Source organism: Alcaligenes phenolicus, assembly GCF_032063905.1.
Lineage (GTDB): Bacteria > Pseudomonadota > Gammaproteobacteria > Burkholderiales > Burkholderiaceae_B > Alcaligenes > Alcaligenes phenolicus.
Genome location: NZ_DAMBOE010000001.1, coordinates 350485 through 369077, shown reverse-complemented (window position 1 = coordinate 369077; position 18593 = coordinate 350485). Strand labels below are relative to the sequence as shown.

The window sequence follows — 18593 nt, the reverse complement described above, 5'->3', positions numbered from 1 at the left end:
CATGGGCAGCCCAGCTTAATTTTATATAAACGTAACGCGCCTTACTTACTCAATCCTGACAACTGAGATCGGCTTGATTCTTGGCCAAAATGCCGCGCTGAAAATTCAAACGCGACAGGATCAGCAGGCCCGCCAGAAAGAATAATCCCGTGCAGGCCAGAGCCAAGCGGTGGTTCCCGCCGCTTAGCCAAGTCACCAGACCGTAAGCCAGCGGACCACATACTGCGGCCAGTTGAATGGCAAAGGTCCACAAGGCGAAAAACTCAGCCAGACGACTCTTGGGAGCCAGCAGTCCAACCATGGCTCGCCCCGCACTTTGGCTACTCCCTATGCATAGCCCGGCGACGGCTGCCGCCGCCCAGAACCCCGCCAGGGAACGCGTGCTGACAGCAATGCCCACCATGACCAGCCAGGCACACAGCGTCAGTGCCAGAGCACGTCTATGGCCGATGCGATCCTGCACATGACCAAACAACAAAGCCCCCACAGCGGCCGCAATATTGACGGTAAAGATCAACGTCATGGTTTGCGCCATGGTGAAACCCATGGCCTCGGTGGCATACACCGCCGACAAGGTAATAATGACGGCAATCCCGGCTTGATAAGCAGCACCACATAACAACAAGGTGCGGAAATCGGGAAAATGCTGATGCACATCCCGCGCCGATGCAATCAGGCGCGACAACATGCCCTGCTGCTCTGCCCCGCTGGGTGCACTGCGTTCGCGCAGAAACAGAAAAGAAGGCAAGGCCGACAAGGCAAACAAGGCAGCCGTAATCAGGGCGATACCGGGCACATACTCTTGAGCCGTCCATCCTTCCGATGTCGCCCAGGTAAGAAAAGCCAGGGAAAGGCCCAAGGCCAACATGCCACCAAAATAGCCAAAACCCCAGCCCCAACCGGAGACACGCCCCAAGGCGTCAGGCCGGGCAATTTCCGGCAAGAAAGCGCCGATGATGGACTCGCCTATGCAATAGCAATAATTGGATAAAGCGATAAAAACCAGGGCCCAGACAATGTCATTGGGACCGGCCCAATACAGCATCACGGTTGCCGACACACAGCCTATGGTGCTGCTGAACAAAAGTCGCCTTTTGCCTTGACGTGCATCGGCTTTTGCACCGAGCCCCGGCATGGTCAACATGATGCTCAAATACGAAGCGGACAAGGCCAAGGTCCACGCCAAGGTAGCCCAGCTGCGGCCTTCGGCGACGACACCAACAAAATAGGCACTGTAAACACTGGTCAAAATGACGGTGGTGTAGCCAGAGTTTGCGAAATCATACATAGCCCAAGCCCACAACTCGCGCAGCCGTACTCCTTCGTTCAGGGCTTTCCCTAGGGCTTGTCCCATAAATCGCATCATTCAATCCCTATAAACAGTAAAACTTCGCTCTATTTCGGCTAACTTTCAACAAGTCAGCAAGAAGAGCACTGGACCCATGCACAGGGCCTGAAAACCGCTGTCAGCCGCACTTTGCAACAGTATGATTCAATCGCAAAATACACTCCTACAATGCTTTACGGTGCAATTATCATCCGGTACACTGCCAAACATTCAACGCACAGCAACGTCCGGCAAAGTATGGTGCTTTTAGCCATACTTACAGCCCTGATACCCATCAATTGCTGCTAATTTCAGCAAAAATAGGCATCAAGGTTGTGCTGCTGCCCACCAAGTCCTTAAAAAAGCCCTGGTCATGCCGCCACATTACCTGAATCCACCCGCACTTTTGCACATTACCTATCGCAGCGCCAAGTATCTTTTGTTAGCTGGCGCGCTCGCTCTGACAGGGTGTGCCACCACTGGAACTCAACAGTCCAGCCAGAACAAAGATCGTGCAGAACTGGATCACGGCTATTACGCCGACTACGAATTCCAGACCGAGTCCGACCCGCTGGGTACATATCTAGCCAACCGCGCTCGTAACGACATCAATATTGCGTACAGCAGCGATCGTCGCCAAGGGCGCGCCGAAAGCCGCAGTAGCCAAGCTTCTTCCTCTACCCACGGCCTTGCCAACGCCGCCCTGGACTTCCTGGGCGTGAAGTACAGTTTTGGTGGCGATGCTCCCAGCACTGGCTTTGATTGCAGCGGTCTGGTGTCCTACGTGGCTGAAAAGTCCCTGGGTCTGAAGCTACCCCGCCAATCCAAGGACATTGCCAAAGAAGGCACTTCGGTTAACCGTAGCGAGCTGCGCAAAGGTGACCTGGTCTTCTTCAATACTCGTGGCGCTCGTTTCTCTCACGTAGGCATTTACCTGGGTGATGACAAATTTGTCCACGCCCCTCGCACTGGCGCTGTTGTCCGCGTCGAGAACATGGAAGTGGGTTACTGGAAAAAACGCTATAACGGCGCACGCCGTCTGGCGGCTGCCGATACGCAGCAGTCGGAAGCTCGTTTGCGTAGCGTCAAATAAGACCGCCCTGCTGCCAAACCGGCAGCACACAAAAAAGCCACTGTTTCATAACAGTGGCTTTTTTTTGATCTGTAAAGATTCCTTCTTTGCCCCAGTAAGTCATGCCGCCAATCTAGTGGCTCTTGGACTTACCGAGCGGACAAGATTCACAATAGCCGCATTGGGTTAAGGCTTGCTTCATGCTACAAACCGAGCGTCGGCAGGCAACTACTCGAATACCGGACTTCAAGGCAGCAGCCCGGAAGGTTTTCATGACGTTGTGACCCAGGAAGTCGGTCAGCAAAATCAGCAAATCGGTGCCGGAAGGCAACTGCAGGGTTTTTTTCTGGTGGGCTGGATCACGCCCGCTAATATGATGTTTGATCGAGATATTGTGGATCTTGAGCAAGTCGGGAATGTTCCCCAGACGGTCTGCTCCAACCACGACTGCACTGACGTATTGAGACACAGGAAGCTCCATTGGCTAAGAAAGTTAGATAATGATAATCATTCTTATTATCATAGTCAATTGAGTCGATAGCTTGTTTCAATTTTTACTTATAGCCTTTGACCATAAGCTCTCACCTGCCCTGCAAAACCACGCCGACTGCACAAACAATAAGGGCCACCGTGTAATCACGATGGCCCGTATTTCCAACTAAACAGCGGCTAGCTCTACAACGGGCCACCAGCTTGTTTCTCATCCAGAGCGCTCAGCACCACATCCCGGGTCAATTCCGGTGCCAGCATCTCCAGCAGTTCAAAAATATAGTCACGCAGGAAAGCCCCGGCTTTCACCGCCACCTTGGTGTGGTGTGCGCCAAACAAATGCCCCGCTGGCAGGCCCACCAGACCTTTGTCACGACGCGGATCGAACGCGATGCCTGCGATGATACCGATACCCAGACCGACATCAACGTAGGTTTTGATCACGTCAGCATCAATAGCTTCCAGCACAATATCCGGAGTGATGCCATGCTTGGCAAAGGCCTCGTCGATCGAACCTCGACCCGAGAAAGCATGGTCATAAGTCACGATGGGGTACTGCGCCAGGGTTTCAATGGACAGCTGCTTGTTGGCAGGCAGATCAGCCAGTGGATGATCCGGCGTCACCACCACCGTATGCTCCCAGGTGTAGACCGGCAAAGCGACCAGGCCCGGCGTCAATGCCAGGGTTTCGGTAGCGATGGCCACGTCAGCCTGCTCGTGTATCACCATCTGGGCCAGCACAGGCGGGCTGCCTTCAGCCAAGGACATATGGACCTTGGGAAAGCGACGGCGGAATTCAGGGATCACCTTGGGCAGCAAATATCGTGCCTGGGCGTGGGTACAAGCGATCACCAAGGTGCCTTCATCACGGCGGGCGAAGTCGTCGCTGACACGCTTGAGGTTGTCGATCTCGCGCATGATGCGGTCGATCACCTCGGCGACAGCTTCGCCCGGTCGGGTCAAGCCCTTAATGCGTTTTCCATGACGTTCAAAAATCTTGATGCCCAGTTCATCTTCAAACTCGATGATCGCTTTGGACACCCCCGGCTGGGAGGTATAGAGCGAGCGAGCGGCTTCAGTCAGATTGAAGTTACGTCGGATGGTCTCTCGGACAAAGCGGAATTGTTGAATATTCATATGTTAATAGCCCCAGGTACAGGGCTATTATATGTAATAAGGAACAGCTCGCTTATTGCATTAAGTTATATATATAGATTCAACAATTACGTCATGCTGATTGTTGTATTCATCGTATTGGCATGAGCTTGCCAACGGGCCGTCACGGTTTTGGTCTGTGTCCAGAACTGAACGGCTTGTTTGCCGTTCGGACCCAGATCACCCAGCTTGGACGCACGCGAGCCAGTAAAACTGAACCAGGCCACCGGCACAGGGATAGGAATATTGATACCGATCTGGCCTACGTCAATTCGGTTCTGGAAGTAGCGCGCATGGCCGCCGTCCTGGGTGAAGATGGACACGCCATTACCGTTGGGGTTGCGGTTGATGAACTGCACCGCCTCTTCCAGCGTATTGACACGCACAATGCACAGCACGGGTCCGAAGATTTCTTCTTCGTAAATGCGCATATCGGCTTTCACATCATTGAAGATGGTTGGGCCGACAAAGTTACCGCTTTCATAGCCAGGCACTTTCACGCCACGACCATCCAGCAAGAGGCTGGCACCTTCCTGTACACCGGCTTCAATCAAGGACTCCACACGCTGGCGAGCACGCGGCGAGACCAAGGGGCCCAAGTCGGCCTGACGGTCCGTACCTACGTTGACCTTCATGGTGGCAGCACGTTTGACCAGCTCATCAACCCACTCGCCAGTTTCGCCAACCATCACGGCCACCGAGATCGCCATGCAGCGCTGGCCGGCCGCGCCAAAAGCAGCCCCCAGCAATTGGTTGATCGCCACATCACGATCCGCATCGGGCATCACAATGCAGTGATTCTTGGCGCCCATCATGGCTTGCGAGCGCTTGCCAGCTTCAGTGGCACGACGGTGAATTTCGGTGCCAACGGCCGTCGAACCAATAAAGGACACTGCCTTGACTTCAGGATGGGTCACCAGGGCATTGGCAATCTCTGCACCGCCGTGGACCACGTTCAGCACGCCTGGAGGCAGGCCAGCTTCCAGAGCCAGCTCGGCCAGCATCAGACTGGCGCTAGGATCCTGCTCGGAAGGCTTGAGCACGAAGGTATTACCGCAAGCCACAGCCAGCGGGAACATGAAGCAAGGCAGCATCACAGGAAAGTTGAACGCGGTCACACCAGCACACACGCCCAAGGGCTGGATCAGGGTGTAGACGTCAATACCACCCGCCGCGTTTTCTGCGTATTCGCCCAATTGCATCGAAGCAATGGAACACGCGTATTCGATCACTTCCAGGCCGCGGCCTACTTCACCTTCAGCATCAGGCATGGTCTTGCCGTGTTCACGCGAGATGGCTTCAGCCAGCTTGGCACTGTTTTCACGCACCAGACGCTGCAGATTCAGCATGACGCGCATGCGCGCACCCTGGCTGGAATGACGCCAGCTCTCATAGGCCTTGGCCGAGCTGGCAATAATGATTTCCAGCTCTTCCATCGTGGCGTAAGGCACTTGAGCCACGACTTCCTGGGTGGCTGGATTGAGCACATCGTCCCAACGGGTGCTCTTGGATTGAACATGTTGTCCATCGATCAGCAAAGGTACACGAACCACTTCCGTCATAGCATGTCTCCAATGAATTGCTCAGGCGGCTAAGCCTTATTTGTTATCCCACTTGTATGAGGGTTCTCATCGAGTGTAGAAGCCTCAAGACCCGTTTACCATGTTGAAAAATGCACAGGAGCTGGGCATTTATGCACAAGTCTTTTTCAGGGCGGGCCCATTACGATGGACTGGGATAATCTGCGTTACTTTCTGGAAGTGGCCCGCTGCCAGCGTATCAGCGTTGCCGCTCAACGGCTGGGCGTTCAACACAGCACCGTGGCACGCCGTATCCAGGCACTGGAGCAGGAATTGGGCTTGCGGCTGTTCCACAAGTCCACGGTCAGCGGCTATAGCCTGACCAGCGAAGGGCAGAATCTGCAGCAACGCATGGAGCCGGTAGAAAGCCGCCTGCTAGCAGCTCGCGATGCGATTACGGGCAAGGCCAGACCCTTGACCGGCAAGCTGCGCCTGGGCTGCACTGAAGCCTTTGGCAGTTATGTCCTGACGCCCTTGCTCAGCATTTTCCAGGCCCGGTATCCGGAGCTGACCTTGGAGCTGTTGCCTGTACCCCGCCCTATCAGTCTGTCACGCCGGGATGCCGACCTGGCCATTGCACTGGAGCGCCCCCAACGCGGCCCGTACTGGTGTACGCGCCTGGCAGACTACAGCTTGCGGCTCTATGCCCATCAGGATTATTTGAACAGCCATCCGCCCATAGAAAGCGTGCAGGATTTGTCCCAGCACCGCTTTATTGCCTATGTGGATGATCTGGTGTTTAGCGACAGCCTGCGCTATCTGGAAGAAATCGTCAGATCCGCCGCTGTGCGCTTTCGCAGCACCAGCGTGATTGCGCAGTACCAGGCCACCTTGCAGGGGCAAGGAATTGCCGTTCTGCCCTGCTTCCTGGCAAAAACCGATCCGCGCCTGCGTTGTGTTCTACCCGACCAGGTGGAATTGCGTCGACGCTTCTGGATGTTCTGTCATGAGGAGCAACGCCAGAACCCCAGCCTGACTCGGCTGTGGCACTTTCTGAAGCAGTCAGTGGAAGAGCGGCAGGACTTGCTGAATGGGGCTTGAGCCGCCAAACCGATCAAAAAGCCATTCGACAGGCACAAAAAAGGGGCTGGACGCCCCCTTTTGCCGATCAGCTTGTTGCTGGCGGTTTAGGTGCCTTGATACGCAATTTACGCCACATCATGAAGACCATCACCAGCAGGAAGATTGCGTGGACCAGCCACAGACCAATCTCAAAGCCCAGTTGCTCATTGCGTATCCAGCCACGCGACAGATTGATCAGGTTCATGTAGAGCAGACCCACCAAGCCCGCCACCAGAATATTGCCGGAGCGCCCCATACGGGGATTCACCGCCCCCAAGGGGATCGCCAGCAAGGCCAGATTCAAGGCAGCCAAGGGCAAGGCCAAACGCCACATGATCTGCGAGCGCGACTCGGCATTGTCATCACTGAATAACAAGGTGGTTTGGCGAGCCTTGATTTGCTGCTCGGCCCGAGCGCGGATAGTTTCAGCGGTATTGCCTGCATCACGGCTCTCCAGACGCATGCCGTAACTTTCAAAGTCCACCATACGGAATTCAGCCTGACCGGGCTTCAAGTCGTAGCGATGGCCTTCGCTCAAGACCAGAAAGCGATCGCCATTGGGCTGCTCTTCCATGCGGGCACTTTGCGCAGTCACAATGCTGAGCCACTGCGGGTCGATCACACGGGCGATCACATTACCCAGCTCATCCCCTTCTTTTTCTGGGGAGTCGGCATAAAACACGCGGGCACCATCATCGGACTCGATAAACTGCCCGGCGGTCACTTTACTCAGGTCCGAGCGCTGCTCAAAACGCTGGCGGTACTCGGCAATCTGACGATAAGCCCAGGGCGAAGCCTGCAAGGTCAGAACGGCAATCAGAATGGCAACCGGCACTGCACACTGCAAAACGGGCGTTACCCAGTTTTTCAAGGACAGGCCGCTGGCAAACCAGACCACCATTTCGGATTCCCGAAAGCTGCGCGTCACCGTAGTGAGCACGGCAATGAACAGGGAAACGGCCAGAATAATCGGCAAGGCGGTAATACTGGAAAAGGCGGCCAGACCCAGCACCACGTCAGGGCCAATCGTGCCATTGGCCGCTTCGCCTAACAAACGCACCAGAAGTACACTAAGCCACACAATCAGCAAAGTGGACAGTACCACGCCACTGTGACTTAAGATTTCGGATACCGCAGAGCGTTTAAATAGAGACATATGAGAATTTGCGAGATAATCGCAGGTACGATTTGCGACACACTGAGGATAGTTGAATGGAATTTAGCACACAGACATCCGCTTCTTTGCACCAAATTAAGACAGCCGCGCTAGGCGTAGGCGTCTTTGCCGAGGGCATTCTAAGCCCCGCAGCGGAACTTATCGACCGCGCCAGCAACGGAGCTGTGAGCGCTGCTGTCAAAGCCGAGTTTAAAGGCAAGCCCAATACCCACCTGGTGCTGCGCAATCTGCCTGGCGTCAAGGCCGAACGCGTTATTTTAGTCGGCTTAGGCGCTCAAGAGGAATACAAAGCAGCAACTCATACGCAAGCCCAGGCCTGCCTTGCTTCTTACTGCCTGAAAGCAGACCTGAAAGAAGCCGTTTCGGCCCTGGCCAGCATTGATTGCAAAGGCACCACCTTGCGCAGCCGCGCTCAGGACGCTGCCGTGGCCGTATGCCGCACCAGCTACCGCTACACCGCCACGTTCAGCAAGCCCGAACCTGCTCCCCAGCTGAGCCAGTTCCTGCTGTGGACGGCCCGCACCCAAGCCAGCGAAGCCAAGGCCGGTCTGGAGCAAGGTCAGGCCATTGGTAACGGCGTCAACCTGACTCGCTTGCTGGCCGACCTGCCCGGCAATATCTGCACTCCTACCTACCTGGGCAAAACCGCCAAGCAGTTGGCCAAGGAATTCAAGACGCTGAAGGCCGAAGTGCTGGAGCGCAAGCAGATTGAAGCCTTGAAGATGGGCTCGTTTCTGTCGGTGGCCAAGGGCTCGGATGAACCGCCTGCGTTCATCGTGCTGCGCCACACCCCCAACACCAAGACCAAGCACGAGGACGGCCCTATCGTTCTTGTGGGTAAAGGTCTGACCTTCGACTCGGGCGGTATCTCCATCAAGCCAGCCGGCAATATGGACGAGATGAAGTACGACATGGGCGGTGCTGCCAGTGTCCTGGGCACCATGCGCGCCATTGCCGAACTGAACATCGACCGTGAAGTGATCGCTGTGGTGGCTTCTTGCGAAAACATGCCTAGCGGCCGCGCTAATAAACCGGGCGACGTCGTGACCAGCATGTCTGGCCAGACCATCGAGATCCTGAACACGGACGCCGAAGGCCGTCTGGTACTGTGCGATGCCCTGACCTACGTCGAGCGCTTCAAACCCGCTGCCGTGATCGATATGGCCACCCTGACCGGCGCTTGCGTGGTCGCTCTGGGCCACGTCAACACCGGCCTGTTCTCGACCGACGACGACCTGGCTGACGAACTGATGCAAGCTGGCAAGCAAACCGGTGACACGGCATGGCGCATGCCCATGGACGACGCCTACCAGGAGCAACTGCGCTCGAACTTTGCTGATATGGCCAATATTGGTGGCCCACCAGCCGGTTCGGTAACCGCCGCCTGCTTCCTGTCCCGCTTCACCAAAGCGTACCGCTGGGCTCACCTGGACATCGCCGGTACTGCCTGGCGCAGCGGCAAGGACAAGGGCGCCACAGGCCGTCCCGTGCCTTTGCTGGTTCAGTACCTGCTTAATCAGTGTCGCTAAGCATGAGCCGCGTCGATTTCGCTTTCGGCGCGCCAGATCGCTTGCGTATGGCCTGCGAGGTCGTGCGCAAGCACTACGAGGCGGGCCGTCAGGTGGTAGTGTATCTTTCCGATGCCCGCCAACTGGCCCGTTTCGATCGCCTGCTCTGGGGTTTTGAATCCACGGCTTTTGTCCCGCACGTCGGTGTGGAAGACCCCTTGGCAGCCACCACCCCTGTTTTGTTGACCAGTGCCGCCCCCGTGCCCGCAGGTGAGCAAAGCTGGCTGTTGAATCTGGATGCCCAATGCCCGCCCGGTTTTGAACAATTCCCGCGTATATTGGAAATTGTCTCCGAACGGGAAGCTGACCGTACCCAGGCTCGTGAACGCTGGCGTGTGTACCAGGCGCAAGGCTGCCAAGTGCATGCCCATAAACTGGGTGCTTGAATAATAAAGAAGATTCTTGATTATTCAGGTAGTTGTCAGTTATTCTTGACCACTGATCTCTCTGTATTCTAAGGACTCATCATGAGCGAATTTCGTCAATCAAGCTTGCCTGAGCATAACGGCACCCTGGGCGCCCAGTCGCTGATTGCTCGCAATCGCGTCCTGCGCAACACCTACTGGCTGCTAGCCCTGTCCATGATTCCCACCGTGCTGGGAGCCTTGCTGGGCCTGTCCTCCGGCATTAACCGGGTTATGGGCGCCAGCCCAGGCCTGAGCGCCATTGTTTTCCTGGTCGGTGCCTTTGGCCTGATGTTCCTGATCGAAAAGAACAAGAACAGCTCGCTGGGTGTTGCCCTGCTGATGGCCTTTACCTTCTTCATGGGCGTGATGCTGTCCCGTCTGCTGGGCTTTGTCCTGGGTATGGGCAATGGCGCACAACTGATCATGCTGGCCTTTGGCGGTACCGCTGCGGTCTTTGGCGCCATGGCAACTATTGCCAGCACCACCAAGCGTGATTTCTCCGGCATGCAGAAATTCCTGTTTGTCGGTGCCGTTATCTTGCTGGTTGCGGCCTTGGCCAACATCTTCCTGCAACTGCCTGCGCTGATGCTGACCATCTCCGTGATGGCTATCGGTATCTTCTCGGCCTTCTTGCTGGTTGATCTGCAGCGCGTCATCAACGGTGGTGAAACCAACTACGTGTCGGCCACCCTGGCTATCTATCTGGACGTCTACAACATTTTCAGCAACCTGCTGGTGCTTTTAGGCGTGCTGGGCGGTAACCGCGAATAAGATCGCGAACCCCTCACTCCCCAAGCCCCCTTTTCGAAGGGGGCTTTTTTATTATCCGCACGCTCAAGCACCTTGGCTTGAAAACCTGACCATGCCCCTCATCTGCTTGATCTTGCCCCAAGCTCATGGGGCCTTGAAGCGGCACGACCAGGCCTGAGCCATGGCAAAGGGAATCACCCTGACGCAGCGCCCTGTTTTTCGTGTCCTTGCTCAGACGCGCGGGTATAGTAAACCTTGTAGAAAATTTCCCCTTTGGAGAACACTGGTGGCAGTCTTTGAAACTCAACATATCGTCGACAATCTGCGCGGGGCCCGCGAAGAGTGGCGACAGGCGCATCAACGCTTGAACGAGCTTGAAGGCCAGGAATTTCCGTCGGTACAAGCTTTGATTCAAGTGACCGAGCAGCTCAAAGGCATCCTGTTTCCCATGCGCTTGGGCAGCCCGGAGCTGCGTCGCGAGTACGAAGATCACTTTGTCGGCCACCACCTGGGCCAGGCGCTCAATACGCTGCTGCAACAGGCGCGTATCGAGCTGCAACGCGCTGCCCTGCTCCGTGGTGACAAGTACGACCGCGAAACCATTGAAGAGCAGGCACACAAGGCCATACAGGCTTTTGCCAACAAGCTGCCAGACCTGCGCCGCACCCTGGATCTGGACGTGGTCGCCGCCTATCAAGGCGACCCGGCCGCCCGCAATGTGGACGAGGTACTGCTGTGCTATCCCGGTCTGCTGGCCATGATCCATCACCGCATCGCCCATGCTCTGACCAATCTGGGACTGCCCCTGACGGCGCGCATTATTGCAGAACTGGCCCATAGCCAGACCGGTATTGATATTCACCCCGGCGCGCAAATTGATCACTCCTGTTTCATCGACCACGGCACCGGCGTTGTTATTGGCGAGACCGCCATCATCGGCAAGCGGGTTCGTATTTATCAGGCCGTCACCCTGGGTGCCAAGCGCTTTAGCAAGGACGAAAAAGGCTTGCTGCTGAAAGGTCAGCCACGTCACCCCATCGTGGAAGACGACGTGGTTATTTACGCGGGCGCCACGATTCTGGGCCGCGTCACGCTGGGTGCGGGCTCCACGATTGGCGGGAATGTCTGGATTACGGAAGACGTACCAGCGGGTTGTTCGGTAACCCAGGCAAATTTGTTGCGCAATCAACCTGACTGCCCGGAGAAACTGCGCTAAGCAGCCTGCTTATATCACGCAGGACCCAGTCCGGTACGACCCGGACTATCCCCTTTAGAAGAGCCCCGTAGTAAAAAAAACGACTCCTGTCATGTCCTTCCAAAAAGCATGGATAGCTATCCAACTTTGGAGAGGGGCTCTCAGGAGTCGTTTTCAATTGGAGTTCTGCTTCACTCAGAAAGCCCCCAGAACGTCTGGGCAGACGCTAACGGCCCTTCGGCACTGGCTGGTACTAACTAGCAGAATTTACGCCTTGGGAGGCGGCACAGGCGGTCCGGGTCGCCACATTTTGATGAAACCTTCCAACGCCATCAAGGAAATGGCAATCCAGATCGGAATATAGGTCCACCACTGATTCGCGCTCATGGGCTCATCCAGCAGCAAATACGCCACCCAGAACAAGAGCACCGGCTCCACATAACCCAGAATGCCAAACAAGGCCAAGGGCAACTGACGACTGGCAGACAAATAGCTGACCAGCGCAACCGAGCTGATCAGGCCCAGAACCGGGACTTGCCAGATCAAACGAGGCTGATCCGCGAACAAGCCCCACATCTGCGTGTCTTGAACAAAGAGCAGCCAGCAAGCAGGCAGGAACAAGAAGCTCAGATCAAACCAGAGTGACGCCAATGAACCCAGACGCAGATAACGGCGCAGCATGAAATAAGGTGGATAGCCCACAACCACCACCGCTGTCGCCCAGGAGACGCTCCCTACACGGAACAGCTCGTGCAGCACACCCACGCCGGCCAATGCCACAGCAATCCACTGAATGGTGCTCAATCTGTCTTTGTAGATCACCCGCCCTACCAGCACCATCATCAGCGGCAGCAGGAAGTAGCCCAGGGACACGTCCAGCGCCATCTGGTGCAAAGGTGCCCAGACAAAAATCCAGAGTTGCACTCCTACCAGGGCTGCAGCCAGTAAAAGCAAGGCAAAATAGCGCCAATTACCGGGCCAGTGACGCAGAACCCAACGCACTTCCCGCCAGCGCCGCGCCCGAGTGATCACCAAAGCCAAAGCAGGCAGCCCCAGCACAATACGCCAGGCAAAAATCTGCTCGCCACTCAGCGGCTGCAAGACGGTGGCGTAGTAGTACAGGCAGGCAAATAAAGCTGAGGCCAGGACCGACAGCAATACACCTTGCTTCATGAGTGCGCCTCATCCATTTTCTGACGCCGTAAATAAGACTGCCCCACACTGAACAAACGATCACGCTTTAACAAAGTATGCGTATCCAGTGCCTGCGCTTCGGGCGTCAGCATCAACGCGGGCAAACCATCCAGCAAGCGCTGCATCACATCCGGATGAGCGGCCATGAGCAAACCCAAAAACTGATCCGGCTCCCACAGGCTGATTCCCAGACGTCGCAGTTCAGAACGATTAAAGTCTTTCAGATTACGGGTCAGGATTCCGACCGGCTGACCGGGATAACGCTGCTGTGCCAGACGGGCAGTGGCGATCACATGCCAGTCCTTGGCATCGGAGTAACGCAAGTCCTTCTTGAACTCGCTGCTATCACCTAAATCGGCGTCGGGGTAACGCTGTTGCAGCGCTTCCCACTGCTCCTCGATAGAGGTGGGCATGACTTTCCACAGCCTGCCCGCATTGCGCCGCCATTCGTCCCCGATCACCGGACTCCAGACAGGCTTGAACAACTGCTCGTCAGCCAGGGCCAGGAGCAAGCGGCGCAGTACGTTGGAGATCAGTACGCAAGTGTCCAGAACCAGCACGGTAGGAAGGGAGACGGTCATATCAATAGCGTTGCAGCTGCATAAGAACGGAGCGGGTATGCAAGGGACGACCCAGCAAGCTGTTCAGGCGTTCACGCAAGCGTATGCGCAACTCAGGCTCACCAACAGGATCATCGAAATCCGGCGTGGCTTCATCAAAGCCATACCCGGTTTCGGTCAGCAGCACCCACTCAAAGCGCCGCAAGGCCCCCGCCACGGGTGGACGAGGAATCTGTGCCAAGTGCACCAGAGCCTCTTCGTAGGCATCAAACAGAACAGGGTGTGGGTCTTCACGCGGCAACAAACGAATCAATAATTCGTTCATGTACCAGGCCGACATCAGGGCACGACCTTTCAAGGGGCGAATCCCGGCGCAGTCCGCCCGTGTCAGCGTTTTGACTTCATTCTTGCCCGACCAGGCCAATAACAAAGGCTGAAACACAGACAAAGCAGGCCGCAAAATGGAATGCGGCCTTTTAGCGCCTTTCGCGACCAGGGGCACCAGCCCGTGGTTACGCGTAAAGGCATGACAGATCAGGGACGTTTCACGCCAGGCACTGGTGTGCAGTATGTAGCCCGCTTCGTCCTGAAAGCGATGACGGGGATTACTCATACCCCAGGTCGCGCAGGACCGCTTCACGATCGGACCAGCCCTTGCGCACCTTGATATACACATCCAGGAACACAGGCTTGTCGATCAGCTTGGCAATATCTTGGCGAGCCTCGGTTGCAATGCGCTTCATGTGCATGCCACCCGCTCCCAACAGAATCGGACGGTGGCTTTCGCGTTCTACGACCACGCAGGCCGAAATACGCGCGCCCTGCTCGTTCTCGTCCCATTGTTCGATAACCACAGTACACCCGTACGGCAGCTCGTCACCCACCAGGCGGAAGATCTTCTCGCGCAGCAGCTCCGAGGTAATGAAGCGCACCGAGCGGTCGGTAATGGTGTCAGCGTCAAACATGGCCTCGCCTTCAGGCAGGCGGGAGGCGATCTCGTTCAGCAAAGGGTCCAGTTGCAGGCGCTTGGCTGCGCTAACCGGAATCACGGCGCCGTACTCGAATTCCTGCGACAGGCGGGCGATATAGGGCAGCAAGTCATTCTTGCTTTTCAAGGCATCAACCTTGTTGATGACCAGAATAGTCTTGCCGCCTTTAGGCAGCATAGGCAGCAGCTCGGCGTCCGAAGCGGACCACTTGCCGGCTTCGACCACGTGCACTACTACGTCCACGTCGGCCAGGGCCTGGGTCACGACGCGGTTCATCATGCGGTTCATGGCCCCGCCGTGCTTGGTCTGAAAACCGGGGGTGTCCACAAACACCATTTGATCGTGATCACGCGTCAGCACGCTATTGATGCGGTGACGCGTGGTCTGCGCCTTGCGCGACACGATCGAAATCTTGCTGCCGATCAGGGCATTGGCCAGCGTGGACTTGCCGACGTTCGGTCGTCCAACAATAGCCACGAAGCCGCAGCGAAAAGGGGTCTCTGTCATTCTGTTTCCTGCGACACTGCCACGGGCAATGTCAATTGTGAGGGGCGACGATGGCGACTGGCGCGCGTCGTCTTGGCTGGAAATTCAGCTTCTAAAATAGCAATGGCCTGCGTCGCGGCGGCTTGTTCAGCCGCACGACGGCTGCTGCCACTGGCACGGACATGGATATTGAGCTTGGCGATCGTGCATTCGATATCGAAGAGCTGATCGTGCGCTGCGCCATGGGTGGCCACCACGGTATACACCGGCAAATCCAGCTTGCGACCTTGCAGCAGCTCCTGCAGCAAGGTCTTGGGATCTTTCCCCAAGGTTTTGGGGTCCACATCTACCAGCATGGGCTCATAGAGCTGGGTGATGACGGTTTGGGCTTGCGTAAAGCCCGCGTCCAGAAAGACAGCGCCAAAAATGGCTTCCAGCGCGTCTGCCAGAATGGAGGGACGACGGAAACCACCGCTTTTCAGCTCCCCTTCCCCCAGACGCAAATAATCCGACAAGCCCAGACGGGTTGCGATTTCCGCCAGAGCAGCCTGTTTGACCAGATTCGCTCGCAGGCGGGACAGATCGCCTTCATCAATGCGTTGAAAACGGTCGAACAACAAGGCCGCAACCGTGAAGTTCAAGACCGAATCCCCCAGGAACTCCAGCCGCTCGTTATGGCGAGCGCTGTGGCTACGATGGGTCAAGGCCTGCTCAAGCAGGCCTGTGTCTTTGAAGGAGTAGCCGATAGCGGCTTCAAGCAAAGCAAGACGTTTCATTAATGGAAGCGACCTATACGGCTAAGTTCGCGGAAATTCATCCAGATAAAAAAGGCGCGTCCCACAATATTCTCATCGGGCACAAAGCCCCAATAACGACTGTCCAGACTATTGTCGCGATTGTCTCCCATGACAAAGTAATTACCTTCGGGCACCACACAAGAGATGCCGTTGGAGAAATACTCACAGGAGTCACGGTTGGGGAAGGCCACGATAGGCATCAAACCCTGAGGCTGAGTCTTGTTCAACAAAATGTTGTGCTGCACTTTGCCCAACTCTTCCAGATAGCGCCCAATGTAGGCGGAGCGATCCGGTTCGTAGTAATCGCCACTGCGCACTTGGGTAATGACTTGACCATTGACGGACAGCACCTTGTCGCGGTACTCCACGCGGTCACCCGGCACACCAACCACACGCTTGATGTAATCCACAGTAGTATCAACGGGATAGCGAAACACAATCACATCGCCACGCTCGGGATGGCCCAAAGGCACAACCTTGGTGCCGCTAACGGGCAGGCGAATGCCGTACTCGTATTTGTTCACCAGAATCAAATCGCCATTTTTCAGCGTGGGCAACATGGAGCCCGACGGAATGCGAAAAGGCTCGATGATAAAAGAGCGCAATACAAACACGAACAGAATGACTGGGAAAAAACTGACGCCATACTCAATCCACCACGGCATGCGGTTGGCCTGGTCATAAGCGTCCTGGCGCAGTTGCTGCAAGTGCTCAGGGTCTTGAGCTGCCGTTTCCGGTACCGCCTGCATCGCGGCCTGCGCACGCGCCAGACGGCGCGAGCGCAGGGAGAAACGATCCAAAAACCAGATTGCGCCGGTCAGTATCAGCAGTACAAACAAAATCAGAGCGAAATCCCAGCTCATCGGTTTCCTTTAAAGAAATTAAAGCAGTCCTGGCTGTGGTCGGCTTGAGCTGCCGACCAGAGCATTACTTATCCTCGACCTGCAAAATTGCCAAAAAGGCTTCCTGCGGAATTTCCACGTTCCCAACTTGCTTCATCCGCTTCTTACCGGCTTTTTGCTTCTCAAGCAGCTTTTTCTTACGAGAAATATCGCCGCCATAACACTTGGCCAGCACGTTCTTGCGCAATGCCTTGACGTTTTCGCGAGAAATAACTTCGGCGCCAATGGCAGCCTGAATCGCAATATCAAACATCTGCCGCGGAATCAGAGAGCGCATCTTGGCGACCACCTCACGTCCACGGTAACGGGCGTTGCTACGGTGCACAATCATGGACAGGGCATCAACCCGGTCGCCATTGATCAGGATATCCACCTTGACCACATCGGCCGAACGGTATTCCTTGAACTCGTAGTCCATGGAAGCGTAGCCGCGCGACACGGACTTCAAGCGATCAAAGAAGTCCAGCACGATCTCGGCCAGAGGCATCTCATAGACCAGGTTCACCTGACGGCCATGATAGGTCATATTTAACTGCAAACCGCGCTTGGCTGTACACAGGGTCATGACCGGGCCCACGTATTCCTGCGGCATTAGCAGCGAAACCACAACAATAGGCTCGCGTACGTCTTCGATATGGGACACTTCCGGCATGCGGGAAGGGCTCTCAATCATCAAGACTTCGCCGTCACGACGCTCGACCTCGTACACCACCGACGGCGCGGTGGTGATGATATCCATGTCGAATTCGCGCTCCAGACGCTCCTGGACGATTTCCATATGAAGCAGGCCCAGGAAGCCGCAACGGAAACCAAAACCCAGCGCCTGGGACACTTCGGGCTCAAACATCAGGGACGAGTCGTTCAGCTTGAGTTTTTCCAGGGAGTCGCGCAGCTGGTCGTACTCACTGCTTTCCACCGGGTACAAACCGGCAAACACCTGAGGCTTCACTTCCTTGAAGCCAGGCAAGGCTTTTTCAGCCGGTTTGCCGGCCAGAGTGATGGTATCACCAACCTTGGCGTGTTCCAGCTCTTTAATACCGGCAATGATGAAACCCACCTCGCCTGCAGACAGATGAGGACGGTTTTCAGACTTGGGGGTAAAGACACCGATATGCTCGACCAGGTGCGTCGCACGTGTGGCCATCAGCAGAATTTTTTCCTTGGGCTTGAGCACACCGTTGACGATGCGCACCAGCATGACCACGCCCACGTAGTTGTCAAACCATGAGTCAATGATCAGGGCTTGCAATGGAGCGGTAGGATCACCCACTGGCGGCGGTACACGCGCCACGATGGTTTCCAGAATCTCGTCGATACCCAGGCCGGTTTTCGCACTGGCGGCAATTGCGTCACTGGCATCAATGCCAATCACGTCTTCCACTTCCTGGCGAGCGGCATCCGGGTCAGCCGAAGGCAAGTCCATTTTGTTGAGCACTGGAATCACTTCCACGCCCTGATCCAAAGCGGTATAGCAGTTGGCTACAGTCTGCGCTTCCACACCTTGGGAAGCATCCACGACCAGCAAGGCACCTTCACAGGCCGACAAGGAACGGCTGACTTCATAGGAGAAGTCAACGTGGCCGGGGGTGTCGATCAGGTTCAGGTTGTATACCTTGCCATCCTGAGCCTTGTAGTGCAAAGCGGCGGTCTGGGCCTTAATCGTGATGCCACGCTCTTTCTCGATGTCCATCGAATCCAGAACCTGGGTCGACATCTCGCGGTCGGCCAGGCCACCACAGCGTTGGATCAGGCGGTCAGCCAAGGTCGATTTGCCATGATCGATGTGGGCAATAATAGAGAAATTGCGGATGTGATCCATAAACCCGTTAATAAACAAAGAAAATGTTGAGGCGCAATGCCAGAGAGACGGCACAAGAAAGGGG

General features: G+C 56.0%; 18 protein-coding genes. 6 read left to right on the top strand and 12 right to left on the bottom strand.

The window, feature by feature from the left end:
* Nucleotides 1-49: 49 nt before the first annotated feature.
* Complete coding sequence (locus tag U2949_RS01655; RefSeq protein ID WP_321285790.1) at nt 50-1354, bottom strand: MFS transporter; 1305 nt, start codon at nt 1352-1354, stop codon at nt 50-52.
* A 346-nt stretch (nt 1355-1700) separates the two neighbouring features.
* Here U2949_RS01655 and U2949_RS01650 point away from each other — a divergent pair, with 346 nt between their 5' ends.
* Nucleotides 1701-2420 (top strand): C40 family peptidase, encoded by a 720-nt coding sequence (locus U2949_RS01650; RefSeq protein ID WP_031232602.1) that lies wholly within the window; start codon nt 1701-1703, stop codon nt 2418-2420.
* A 112-nt stretch (nt 2421-2532) separates the two neighbouring features.
* On the opposite strand, the gene U2949_RS01645 is transcribed toward U2949_RS01650, so the two are convergent.
* From U2949_RS01645 to U2949_RS01635, 3 genes are all read right to left on the bottom strand, one after another.
* Nucleotides 2533-2880, bottom strand: coding sequence for a DUF2325 domain-containing protein (locus U2949_RS01645; protein WP_259672468.1), 348 nt, complete (start codon nt 2878-2880; stop codon nt 2533-2535).
* A 194-nt stretch (nt 2881-3074) separates the two neighbouring features.
* Nucleotides 3075-4025, bottom strand: coding sequence for a CysB family HTH-type transcriptional regulator (locus U2949_RS01640; protein ID WP_009456554.1), 951 nt, complete (start codon nt 4023-4025; stop codon nt 3075-3077).
* Between the two features lie 86 nt (nt 4026-4111).
* A complete protein-coding gene (locus tag U2949_RS01635) occupies nt 4112-5605 on the bottom strand; it encodes a CoA-acylating methylmalonate-semialdehyde dehydrogenase (protein ID WP_026483088.1) in 1494 nt (497 codons plus the stop codon).
* Nucleotides 5606-5770: 165 nt separating this feature from the next.
* Here U2949_RS01635 and U2949_RS01630 point away from each other — a divergent pair, with 165 nt between their 5' ends.
* Nucleotides 5771-6664: a LysR family transcriptional regulator gene (locus tag U2949_RS01630; RefSeq protein ID WP_026483089.1), complete on the top strand. Its 894-nt coding sequence runs from the start codon at nt 5771-5773 to the stop codon at nt 6662-6664.
* A 67-nt stretch (nt 6665-6731) separates the two neighbouring features.
* On the opposite strand, the gene lptF is transcribed toward U2949_RS01630, so the two are convergent.
* A complete protein-coding gene (lptF, locus tag U2949_RS01625) occupies nt 6732-7841 on the bottom strand; it encodes an LPS export ABC transporter permease LptF (RefSeq protein ID WP_026483090.1) in 1110 nt (369 codons plus the stop codon).
* Nucleotides 7842-7897: 56 nt separating this feature from the next.
* Here lptF and U2949_RS01620 point away from each other — a divergent pair, with 56 nt between their 5' ends.
* The 4 genes from U2949_RS01620 (at nt 7898) to epsC (ending at nt 11803) form a co-directional block, all read left to right on the top strand.
* Entirely contained in the window at nt 7898-9391 is a 1494-nt protein-coding gene (locus tag U2949_RS01620; protein ID WP_321285785.1) for a leucyl aminopeptidase, read from the top strand.
* A 2-nt stretch (nt 9392-9393) separates the two neighbouring features.
* Entirely contained in the window at nt 9394-9816 is a 423-nt protein-coding gene (locus U2949_RS01615; RefSeq protein WP_009456558.1) for a DNA polymerase III subunit chi, read from the top strand.
* Nucleotides 9817-9897: 81 nt separating this feature from the next.
* Nucleotides 9898-10608, top strand: a complete 711-nt coding sequence (locus U2949_RS01610) for a Bax inhibitor-1/YccA family protein (RefSeq protein ID WP_009456559.1) — start codon at nt 9898-9900, stop codon at nt 10606-10608.
* A gap of 265 nt (nt 10609-10873) precedes the next feature.
* A complete protein-coding gene (epsC, locus tag U2949_RS01605; protein ID WP_021446866.1) occupies nt 10874-11803 on the top strand; it encodes a serine O-acetyltransferase EpsC in 930 nt (309 codons plus the stop codon).
* Nucleotides 11804-12049: 246 nt separating this feature from the next.
* On the opposite strand, the gene rarD is transcribed toward epsC, so the two are convergent.
* The 7 genes from rarD to lepA all read right to left on the bottom strand — a co-directional run bounded on the left by rarD (nt 12050) and on the right by lepA (nt 18529).
* The gene (gene rarD / locus U2949_RS01600; protein ID WP_026483093.1) at nt 12050-12955 is read right to left on the bottom strand and encodes an EamA family transporter RarD; all 906 of its coding nucleotides are present in this window, start codon (nt 12953-12955) and stop codon (nt 12050-12052) included.
* Nucleotides 12952-13557, bottom strand: coding sequence for a PIN domain-containing protein (locus tag U2949_RS01595; protein ID WP_321285778.1), 606 nt, complete (start codon nt 13555-13557; stop codon nt 12952-12954). The genes rarD and U2949_RS01595 overlap by 4 nt, the downstream gene beginning before the upstream one ends.
* 1 nt (nt 13558) lies before the next feature.
* On the bottom strand, nt 13559-14149 hold the full coding sequence (gene recO, locus U2949_RS01590) for a DNA repair protein RecO (protein ID WP_026483095.1): 591 nt from the start codon (nt 14147-14149) through the stop codon (nt 13559-13561).
* On the bottom strand, nt 14142-15032 hold the full coding sequence (gene era / locus U2949_RS01585; RefSeq protein ID WP_026483096.1) for a GTPase Era: 891 nt from the start codon (nt 15030-15032) through the stop codon (nt 14142-14144). Before era ends, recO begins: the two co-directional genes overlap by 8 nt.
* Entirely contained in the window at nt 15029-15787 is a 759-nt protein-coding gene (gene rnc / locus U2949_RS01580; RefSeq protein WP_009456563.1) for a ribonuclease III, read from the bottom strand. Before rnc ends, era begins: the two co-directional genes overlap by 4 nt.
* Entirely contained in the window at nt 15787-16671 is an 885-nt protein-coding gene (gene lepB, locus U2949_RS01575) for a signal peptidase I (protein ID WP_009456564.1), read from the bottom strand. Before lepB ends, rnc begins: the two co-directional genes overlap by 1 nt.
* 64 nt (nt 16672-16735) lie before the next feature.
* Nucleotides 16736-18529: a translation elongation factor 4 gene (gene lepA / locus U2949_RS01570; protein ID WP_026483097.1), complete on the bottom strand. Its 1794-nt coding sequence runs from the start codon at nt 18527-18529 to the stop codon at nt 16736-16738.
* Nucleotides 18530-18593: the final 64 nt, after the last annotated feature.